16 protein-coding genes are annotated in these 9,902 nt (G+C 33.2%); all 16 read right to left on the bottom strand.

The features are described from left to right. Positions 1-444, bottom strand: a 444-nt coding sequence (locus V7150_RS25390; RefSeq protein WP_335523832.1) for a GNAT family N-acetyltransferase, incomplete at its 3' end; no start/stop codon positions are given. 177 nt (positions 445-621) lie between these two features. After that, entirely contained in the window at positions 622-1,455 is an 834-nt protein-coding gene (locus tag V7150_RS25385; protein WP_335523829.1) for a sugar nucleotide-binding protein, read from the bottom strand. A 117-nt stretch (positions 1,456-1,572) separates the two neighbouring features. Continuing rightward, on the bottom strand, positions 1,573-1,797 hold the full coding sequence (locus V7150_RS25380; protein WP_335523827.1) for a DUF3951 domain-containing protein: 225 nt from the start codon (positions 1,795-1,797) through the stop codon (positions 1,573-1,575). A gap of 250 nt (positions 1,798-2,047) precedes the next feature. Next, the gene (locus V7150_RS25375; protein ID WP_335523825.1) at positions 2,048-2,893 is read right to left on the bottom strand and encodes an AraC family transcriptional regulator; all 846 of its coding nucleotides are present in this window, start codon (positions 2,891-2,893) and stop codon (positions 2,048-2,050) included. A gap of 210 nt (positions 2,894-3,103) precedes the next feature. Continuing rightward, a complete protein-coding gene (locus V7150_RS25370) occupies positions 3,104-3,622 on the bottom strand; it encodes a DinB family protein (protein WP_335523823.1) in 519 nt (172 codons plus the stop codon). Positions 3,623-3,658: 36 nt separating this feature from the next. Further along, complete coding sequence (locus V7150_RS25365; protein WP_335523821.1) at positions 3,659-4,225, bottom strand: histidine phosphatase family protein; 567 nt, start codon at positions 4,223-4,225, stop codon at positions 3,659-3,661. Positions 4,226-4,554: 329 nt separating this feature from the next. Beyond that, positions 4,555-4,776: a helix-turn-helix domain-containing protein gene (locus tag V7150_RS25360; protein WP_335523819.1), complete on the bottom strand. Its 222-nt coding sequence runs from the start codon at positions 4,774-4,776 to the stop codon at positions 4,555-4,557. Positions 4,777-4,785: 9 nt separating this feature from the next. After that, entirely contained in the window at positions 4,786-5,262 is a 477-nt protein-coding gene (locus tag V7150_RS25355) for a DUF2975 domain-containing protein (protein ID WP_335523817.1), read from the bottom strand. Between the two features lie 86 nt (positions 5,263-5,348). Continuing rightward, the gene (locus tag V7150_RS25350) at positions 5,349-5,747 is read right to left on the bottom strand and encodes a nucleoside 2-deoxyribosyltransferase (protein ID WP_335523815.1); all 399 of its coding nucleotides are present in this window, start codon (positions 5,745-5,747) and stop codon (positions 5,349-5,351) included. Between the two features lie 133 nt (positions 5,748-5,880). After that, a complete protein-coding gene (locus V7150_RS25345; RefSeq protein ID WP_335523814.1) occupies positions 5,881-6,915 on the bottom strand; it encodes a serine hydrolase domain-containing protein in 1,035 nt (344 codons plus the stop codon). A 211-nt stretch (positions 6,916-7,126) separates the two neighbouring features. Next, positions 7,127-7,564, bottom strand: coding sequence for an SRPBCC family protein (locus V7150_RS25340; protein WP_335523812.1), 438 nt, complete (start codon positions 7,562-7,564; stop codon positions 7,127-7,129). A 53-nt stretch (positions 7,565-7,617) separates the two neighbouring features. After that, positions 7,618-7,983 (bottom strand): VOC family protein, encoded by a 366-nt coding sequence (locus V7150_RS25335; protein WP_335523810.1) that lies wholly within the window; start codon positions 7,981-7,983, stop codon positions 7,618-7,620. A gap of 99 nt (positions 7,984-8,082) precedes the next feature. Then, positions 8,083-8,436 (bottom strand): DUF3147 family protein, encoded by a 354-nt coding sequence (locus tag V7150_RS25330; protein WP_335523808.1) that lies wholly within the window; start codon positions 8,434-8,436, stop codon positions 8,083-8,085. Next, complete coding sequence (locus V7150_RS25325) at positions 8,427-8,843, bottom strand: MarR family winged helix-turn-helix transcriptional regulator (protein WP_335523806.1); 417 nt, start codon at positions 8,841-8,843, stop codon at positions 8,427-8,429. Before V7150_RS25325 ends, V7150_RS25330 begins: the two co-directional genes overlap by 10 nt. Positions 8,844-8,973: 130 nt before the next feature. Beyond that, a complete protein-coding gene (locus V7150_RS25320) occupies positions 8,974-9,441 on the bottom strand; it encodes a UPF0158 family protein (protein WP_335523804.1) in 468 nt (155 codons plus the stop codon). 23 nt (positions 9,442-9,464) lie between these two features. Further along, positions 9,465-9,659, bottom strand: coding sequence for a hypothetical protein (locus V7150_RS25315; RefSeq protein WP_335523802.1), 195 nt, complete (start codon positions 9,657-9,659; stop codon positions 9,465-9,467). Between the last annotated feature and the right edge of the window lie 243 nt (positions 9,660-9,902).

Here is a 9,902-nt window from a genome sequence, read left to right as displayed (position 1 = left end):
GTCTTTATTTGATCCATCATAGTCAGTGTTTACTGAAATACCATCAATTTTTTGATTTCCCTCTTCAATTTCAAACCCCATCTTGGTATGATAGGCAATCGAAACTTTATTGACAGGAGACGTTACACATCTAACAATATTTCGGCCATTTTGTTTAGCCACATTAAAAAATTGATTGTATAATTTTTTTCCAACAGCATGCTTTCTATAATCAGGATGAACTCCAACGAAATGTATATATGCCTCATTTGAATAAGATTGAGAAAGGAATCCAATTAGAAAACCAACAAGTTTACCTTCCTTTTCGGCAATGAAACTTGTATTTGTAAAATGGTCGAAGAATAGTTTGGGTAACAGATCTGACATATTTCTTCCGCCCCACCATTCATTGATTAGTGGAGAAATTACATAGTAGTCTGAGCCTTTAACTGAACGAATTTCCATTTCGATCCTCCAATTTATGTAAAAATCAAATTTAACTAATTGTATCATTAATGAAAATTTTTTGTTGTTGCTTCTTCCATTTATCTGCTTTGTTTACTCAATATAAAAAAAAAGCTGCCAAATAAGGCAGATCAATCTTACAATAAAGCCCTGTTGGCTTAATATCTCACCTGCCATTTATTCCAACAAATAAGAAATAATTTCTTGGTTCGTACATTGTAGTGAGCTTGGGATATCGTCACGGTTTGAAATTAGTTGAAAATAGAAAGTGTCGACTTTATCCTGATACAAACGAAATCGTAATAAGCTCTTTTCATTTGCAAGTTTACTTACAATCTGTTCAAAAAATTGACCTTGAGTCATCATATCCACTGAACCTAAGTGAAATATCCCTTTTAAATCATTTTCAATAATAAATCGTAGTTGTTTTGCTAACTGAGCATCTAAAAGATTGTTACATACAAGATTGCTGTAAACATCTATCACTGTATTATTTTTTATGCTCTCTTTGATTAAGCTCCATCTTGGAGAATTCTTACCCCATATCGCTGGAATTCGGATGATTATCACTCTAACGCCCAAAATTTCCTTTAGCATATTTTCACAATTAATTTTGAATTTCCCGTAATCTGATTCGGCAATAGGTATATCTGTTTCTGTGTGGGATCTTGATAAGTCCCCATCAAACACATTAGTGGTAGAAAAGTAATAAACACGGCTGCTATTTATTTGTAATTCTTTAGCCAATTCTTTATGAAACGTGAGCTGTTGATCAAACTCTCCTCTTAGGCAAGAAATCACGATGTCGGGTTTAATTGTACTTATTATTTCCTTCAGGTTATCGATTTGCTTAACTTCTAATTGGAACTGCTTATCATCGGGAAGACTAGTTGACGAAGAAAAATATGTTCCATAAAGGTCAAATTCATTCGTAAATTCATCTATTAAAGCTTTTCCTACAAGACCACTTGCACCTAGAATAAGAATCTTTTGCATCACAATTTCCCCCATTCGAAAAACTCCTTTATATTATAAAACGAAAATTAACTAAAAAAAGATACGGCCTAGTTACTAAAATTATTCAAGAAATTGTTTTTCAGCTAAACCGCCTTTTTAATAGGAAAGTTTTTATTTTTTATTGTTTTTCTCTTTATCATCACCTTGTTTGCTTTCCTCTTCTTTTTCTTCCTTTTCTTCATGAAATTCAACTGTCGTTTGTGCAGTTATATAATCGAATGGAGTGTAGTTATTATTCGGTAGTGTTCTACTTTTTATTATTTTGTATGTAATTATTCCAATTATGTAAACTACTAGAACCGTAAATAATATAGTTAAAGACATTAAAATTATCATATAAAATCTCCTCGATTTTCATCATTTATTACATAAATGGTAGTACGTTTTTTATATCTAGGGGTTTCACTTTATAAGCAATTACTTGATATTCCTCAATCACTATTCTTGTTGAACTACTAACCCACTCCGTTCTTTAAGAAAAAGCTATGAAATGTTATTGTTGATTTTGATATAAAAAAAAGAGACCTCCAGCTTGGCTGGAAGTACCCTGTCTTTTTCTATTAAAGCCCCTTAAGTGAATATGTAATTATTTAGGTATAACAGGAACCCAAAGTTCATGTCTTGGTTTATGCTTTGGTCCGTAATAACATTCGATACATGGTAAATTAGCCAGTTCATAACTAGAAGTTGGAACCCATTCTGAATATAGACGTTTCCATGCCTCTACAATATTCGGAAAAACTGCCCATGTACTTGGAGGAATAATAAGCGTTTCCATATCACCTGGAGGCTCTCCATCATATCGTACCCCCATAAAATAAGCAAATTCATCCTCTTTTATGGCTGCTTCATTACCACAAACGCCCAAGAGGCTTTCAAGTGTACATTTTGGATTTTCCCATGACATATCAACTAACTCTTGCATAAATCCATCTTTTTTCGCACTGTTCCAAAGCGTAGGAATGGTTTTAAATGCTCTACTTGTTTTTACAGGCATACTCTTCCCTATAATTCTTAATTCAAAATCAATATTCTCAATTCTGTACTCCATTTCAGTGTCTCCTTTAATTGAAATTTGAAAGGAGATTCTTGGAAAGGCTTTTAATTGAACCCCTTTACTGCGAGCATCAGAGGGTTTTAATCCAAGTGTTTTTTGAAAAGCACGTGAAAATGAGTCGGCAGAGTCATATCCATATTTCATTGCCAGGTCGATAATCCTAATATCGCTTTTTTGAATTTCAAACGCAGCAAGTGTTAATCGCCTACGTCTAATATATTCTGAGAGTGATATCCCTGAAATAGCTGAAAACATCCTTGAAAAATGATATTCCGAACAAAAAGCGACCTGTGCAATCTTTTTATAATCTAACTCTGCATCAAGATGATTTTCAATGTAATCCAATGCGTTATTCATTCTCTCTAGCCAATCCATATTCTCACTCCTTCCAATACTAAATCTAAAAGAAAAGAGACTTTTTGGTCCGACTTTTCATGCACAAAGATGTCGGATATTTTTGCTTCCTATTAGATTAATTCTATTATCTTTAGATAAATTCCTTCTTGTAATAACCTGCTCCTATAGTAAAACAAAAAAAGCTGACTCAATGACAGCACTGATCTTTCACTCTAGCACTCCTAGAGATCATTTATTCTTTAAAATCGAAAGCATTTGAAAAATCTGTCCCCTATGATGTGATTCGTGTTCAATAAGATGGTAGATCACCCACTCTGGTGTTACATCATAGTGGGTAAGACTCCTTGGCTTACGCCAGTCCTGTAAGTCCATTGAACGAAAATGGGTAAGTAGTTCATCTCGTACAGATTTTAGACGATGTAAATGTTCATCTAGATCTTGTCCCTCAATATTTGTCAAAGTGTTATCGATATTACGGTCTTCTTGAGGAAATAAACAACGGATCTTGGGGTTCCACTCACCATCAAGAACTTCTTCATAGAACCAGTCCGCCTCAATCAAAGCGATGTGATATAACAATGATCCGATTGAATGCCCTCCGTTAAGTTTTGTATCAAGATCAGACTGACTTAGTCCTGAAATTCTCTCTAAAATAGTTCGCCGAACGTCTTCTAAACACCAAATCCAACGACCAATTTCTGGTTCAAAATCTGTTAAAGTTACTACCATTAAATTTTTTCTCTTCATTGTTTCTTCTCCTCCCTTTGACTGGTGGATCCTAGATCAATAGCAGCTAGAAATTTTCCATATTCTATTAACTTCTAAAAGCTTTGTTTTATCAAAAGTTAGTTTATATATATCTGGCATATTTAGTTCTTTCCAGAAATGAAAACCAAATTGCTTATCGAAATGATTCATGATTAAAACCATCAAATTGCCATGTGTTCCTATAGCAATATTTTCACCTTCATACTTTTCTAAAACGTTTAAAGCAGCCTTTACTCCCCTTGCTTTGGCCCGAATATTTGTTTCTCCACCTTCCCAAGAGAAACTATCATCTTCCCAAACTTTTGTAACAGCAAATTGGAAGTTGTCTAAAGGTTTTGCGGACAATTTCCTTTCTTTAAAATCGTGGACAATCTCAACCTCTTGGCCAATATATTCAGCTAGGCCTTCGACAGTTTGAATAGCTCTCTTGTACGGACTTGAAATGACTCTATCAATATTCTCGTTTTTTAGTATTTTCGTAGTTTTCCCTGCATCAGTCAAGCCTTGATCTGATAAAGCTCTTCCCATTTCATCAGGGGAATATGTAGAATGAGCATGGCGGACAAAGTACAAATTAGTCATTGAACTCCACCTCCCTATTTCTTCTATCAGGCTGCTTACATCATCGAAAAGCATAGCAACCATTAGAGTAATCGGGTACTGCTTTATGGTAAATTATTTAACTCTAGCAAGTATTTGGTTTATTGAAGTACCTGCAGTTTCCTTCTACCACACATTTTACAATAATCAGAATATATAGTATATAGCTAGCATATCACATTACCTTCCTCATCAACTTCTTGGCTCACTCCACTTATAACCATTTTTCTGGATAAAGAAATCTAAATGTACTAATGAATAAACTTACAAATAAAGAGAAGCTGTTTGTTCAGTTACCAAACAGCTTCCCTTTATTCTTGAGTGTCAATGTCAATTCTGTATTCTAGAATTTCACCTGGTTGACAATCTAATGCTTTACAAATGGCATCTAAAGTTGATATTTTAATGGCTTTTGCCTTTCCATTTTTCAGTATTGAAAGGTTAGCCATTGTTATTCCGACTCTCTCTGAAAGTTCTGTTACGCTCATCTTTCTTTTAGCTAACATCACATCAATATTGATAATAATAGCCATATGATCACCTCAAACTGTCAAATCATTTTCTGATTTTATTTCCAATGCATTTCTTAATAGTTCCTGAAGAACAGCGGTAAAGAGTGAGATGACAAAAGCCGCAAAAACGATTGCAAATCCAATGATTGCTATTCCTGGATGTAAAGCATTCTGTGATACAAGCAAAGAAATCCCTATAACATATATGATAATTATTGTATTAGCGCAGTACTTAATATGTTTTAAGGAGACTACAGCTAATTCTGAAAAAGCATTTTTACTTTCAATATAACCTAATAACTTTAAAGCTTGATACAACGCAAGGAAAAATGGTATCACAGTAATATACAAACTTACAAGAACAGGTAATCTCAAATGAGCATACTCTGGATTCATCTTTGCTGCTTCCCTTGAAAGCCCTGGCAGCCAAAAAATACACAAGGCCAGACTAATAATCCCAATAATAAAAATAGCCAGCTTTAAAGAAGTTGTTGTTCCACGTTTCATAAAACACCTCACTTTTAATCGTTAGCCCTATGATAATGCAAATTATATCGTTTTACAACAAATCATTATCATTTTGTATTATATTTTTATTGTTCATCCATTAATTTCGTTGCCACAACCTCGATTAAATCATGGATAGTTCCAAAACACTTTTTAACCTCAGGCAAATGATAAAATGTACTCGTTTCTGCAAAGTTATTAACCTCTTCATTCGGTGAATAAAGATAAATCTTTTTGCCTTGCCCAAGGGCAATACCTAGTTCAATATGGCTTCCTTTTCCTGCTGGCAACAAAACTACAATAAAATCTGCATCAAATACTGCATTCTTTTCCTTTTGACCGATCTCCTCTAGTTCTTCAAATGTTGAGGCTCTTTCATTTTGAGTCCAATCATATGTATGAATAAATCCCTTGTCTTTTAACTTTTGACTTACATATCTGACTTGATCGATATTTTTAAAACTTGATGCTACATAAAACTTCATTTCTCATCCCTCTACTTCTTTTAAATATAAAAATAAATCCAAAATTCTTTACTAATCCACGAATTTTAAAATGATGCCTTAGCAGCCTTTTTTCGTTATATTCTCGCTTAAGTTAGTGTTCAACAACGAATGTTTATAAAGTAAAAGAATTAAATACTTCCCCAATTATCCCCTTCAATTGATGAACCCCTAAATCTGTATTTGTCATTATGACTGCTCCTTTTTCTAAATAAGGATACGCCACCATCATACATTGAAAGCCAACACCCCAACCAAGTGATGAAATTTCAATTTCATGTTCTGAACCATCTAGAAAAACACCTAGTCCAGTCCACTCTTTACAACCTTGTGAATTAATCATTTCTCTTGCTTTACTTGCAGAAAGCCCAATCTTACTATTACCTTTAAGTGAACTCATAAATTCAATTACTAAAGTGGCTAAATCATAAGGCGTTGTCCATAGTCCAGAAGCTGCTGGATAGGGATAAATCGGATATTTAACATTTACTATCTTTCCATTTCTATGACCACAAGAAAAATCTATTCGTCTTGCTTTTGGTATTGTCTGTAGAAATGAACTATTTTCCATTTTTAACGGTTCAAATATATGTTCACTTATTACTTCATTAAATGGCTTTCTAAAGGTATCTTCTATTATTTGTTGTATGATACAAAAACCTGCATCTGAATAATAAAAGACACTCCCTGGTTCATACTTCACTTTAATAGGTACATTGCAATATGGCGTTCTTCCCTCTAATACATCAACTATTGTTGGATAGCCTTGAGTGGAATTAAGTTCAGCAAAACTCCCTTCAGGGTCCATAACTCCAGATTGATGACTAAGCAACCTCCGTAATGTTACTTTATTTTTTTGAGTAAATTCATTATCAGGAATTTTCCAAGATAAAAGTCTATTATTTACATCATCATCTAAATCAAGAATACCTTGTTCCGTAAATTTCATAACTAATATTGAGGTTAGAAATTTACTGATAGAACATGCATTAAAAATAGAATTACTATTTACATTTTTAGTGGTTCCTACTTCAAGTACACCATAGCCTTCTGTCATATTAATTTGACCTTCATCAATTAATGCAATGCTTAGACCAGTTACATTATAATGTTCCATACGATCACTAATGCTTATATTTTCTATCTTCATATAAGACCTCCACTTTTTGAACCCTTAGAATAATCTTAACACGAATATATGTTCCTCTACACGTTTTTTTATTTTTTATTTCATTAACCTGCTTTCGTTAGATGAACAACAAAAATGCTGCCGAAGCGACAAATGATTTTGAAGTATAGAACCAATTAGAACAATATGAAATTCGTACAAAAAAAGAGCCAAATGGCTCTTCATTAATAGGTCAATCCTTCACTAATCCGCCTCTTAATTGATTCACACCAAATTCTAGATAACCCTTTAAACAGGTTAACATGAAAACCCAGCCTTCTTTATTATCTAGCAATTGCGGTATTAGCTCAGCATCATTTTCAATAAATCCATCTTCGTTAACTTCAATAATTGTAATTGAATGATCTATCTCATTCAGTGTAATCGTAACAATATGACCTTTTCCATTTGCTCCCCACCGAAACACGATTTTCTTATTAACCTCGATTTCCAATACTTCTATATCAAGTTGAGCATTGTATTCATCATATCTCACTTTAATCTTCTTATCTTGTTCCCATCTTTCAGAACTTGACGAGAACCAAAAGTTCCCGATTTTCGAAGGATCTACAAACGCTTCAAATACTTCATTCGCAGGTTTGAATATTTTCATTTTTGTAAGGTTGTTCATTTACTACCTCATCCCTCTTTAGATTTATTAACATACTTTACTCAGTCTTCGTTTTATTTTTGATAATTAAGAAGCCAGCCAATGCAAAACTTATCAACTACATTTGCATGTATCGCTCCCCAAAATGTATCCTGGAGCGGAGCAGTAATTTTTCCAGATTCGCTTAGAGAGTCATACACTCTTCTAATTTCATCTTCGGTTTCACATTCCAAGCTGATTCGTACATTATCCCCTAAATGGGTCTTGCCTAAGGTATCTGAAAAGTGAATGATGCTGTTACCCAGATGAAGTTCGGCGTGTAAACACTTACAATCATTACTTTTTTGAATGTTCGTGATTTCACCGCCAAATAGACTTTGGTAATATTCTATTACCTCTAGACAGTTATCAACAAATACATATGGACTAGCACTCCTCATAATAATTTCTCCTATTGTTTTAATTATTCTTTAACTATTGATAAGTCTCCTTCTGACAGAAACTTATAACCATTTTTCATATCCTATTAAAAACACTTTTTAGTTAAACCAGTAAGCCTTAGCTATATTAACGATGTAATCTTGGACAAAAATAAATATTAACCACCCAGCAATACCGAAACCGATAGAAACAAATAAATGAACGGAATGTTTCAATCCCATATAAACAATGAATAGCAGGACAGCGGTTGCTGGAAATCCCCAAAGAACACCTAATGCAAATTTGCTTAATGTTGTGGTTTGTTCCCCCTGTACATATAACCAAATAATACTTAAAAGACTGACTAACGGAAGGGCAGCTACGATACCCCCATATGATGGAAATCTTCTTGAAATTTCAGTAACAATCCCAATGATAATAGCCGATATCACTATTTTAATAATTATATACATTGTTTAGCACGCTCACTTAAGAGTTGGAAAGCTTGTTCTACGATCTTCTTTTCATTTTCAGTCATTTCATTAAGTATTTGATTTAATTTCTCCTCATCGAGACTTGAATTCCTATGAAGAACTTCCCTGCCGATATCTGTTAAGCAAAGAATGACCTTTCTTTCATCAAATTCATTCCGTTTCTTTATTAAATAATCTTTATCTATCATGCGTTTAACATGCTCAGATGCGGTATTATGATTGATCTGAAGATAAGAAGCAATGTCATTTACTCCGACATTTTCTTTTTTTTCAACAAATTGAAGAATACGAATAACTTGATGGGATATTTTATCTTTATGTGGATAATGCAGATAAAAATAAATATCTGTCCAATAATGATTTAATAATGATACTTTATTTTTCACAATAAGCGCCTCCTTTATATCGCTACTGCCGATTATATCTTATAATACGATATAATAAAACATTTTTTTCTTTTCCTCAATCCAACTTTTACAAAAGGGCAAAAAGAAAAAGCCACCAATTACGGCAGCTCTACTCCACAAACATTATCTTATTGTCTTGGCACCATTCAATCGCAATTTCTTTAAATCGTTTGTCACGAAAAGAATACCATTCTGTTTCTATACCAAATTCAATTATCCTATCCTTAAACCTTCTAAAGGCACCTCTTCCTTTAATAACCCCTAATAACGTATCTCGCCTACCTCGCTCTCTAACATCTAAACAAAAATCCTCCATAATTTCATATTCATTTATATCATAATTAGTCGGCAGCTCTACGTAATTTTCAAAGTTATCGATTACATCCAGAGCAACTTCTCTTTCTTCTTGCTGCCATTCTGGTAAATGCTCAAATGGTTCATCGTCTTCAGCAGCCCTTAAATCTTCCGAAGTTACTGAAATAATTTCACCCGTTATTTTATTTAAAAAAGTCCGTGAATCTTCAAACTGCATTTCCATTCCTTCAATAATCAACTCTAACTTAACTGGCTTAGTCATTTCACCATTCCTTTTTTATTCTACTATTCGATTTTAATAATACGGTCTGGTTTTGGATTAAAAATATCATTGAAAAAAATAGACAATAAGACAATTAAAATAAGAACAACAGCAATAACAGCCGTTTCTTTTCTGTGGTTCTTATGATTTTCAGCTTGCTGTTTGATTTTTTGTCTATATTTTAGTTGGATTTTTTTCCTTTTATCATCTAATTTCATCGGGAATCCACTCCCTTAACACTTTAGTTATTATTTCCCACATATCAAAACTTCAACATTGATCATTAAATGTAAGCTTTTCATCCATTCCTTGTTCTAATGGCATATGAACCCTCTCCATAAATCATAATATCATTCGACTTCCTAATATATACAATTTTCTTTTATTCTACCAACAACTTCGAAGATAAAAAAGCTAAAAATTTTTTATCTAAAGAAAACTAGCCGATTGGCGAGCCCCTA

Source organism: Neobacillus drentensis (assembly GCF_036965245.1).
Lineage (GTDB): Bacteria > Bacillota > Bacilli > Bacillales > Cytobacillaceae > Neobacillus > Neobacillus drentensis_G.
The sequence above is the reverse complement of the archived record's forward strand: the minus strand, read 5'-3'. Positions and strand labels throughout refer to the sequence as shown.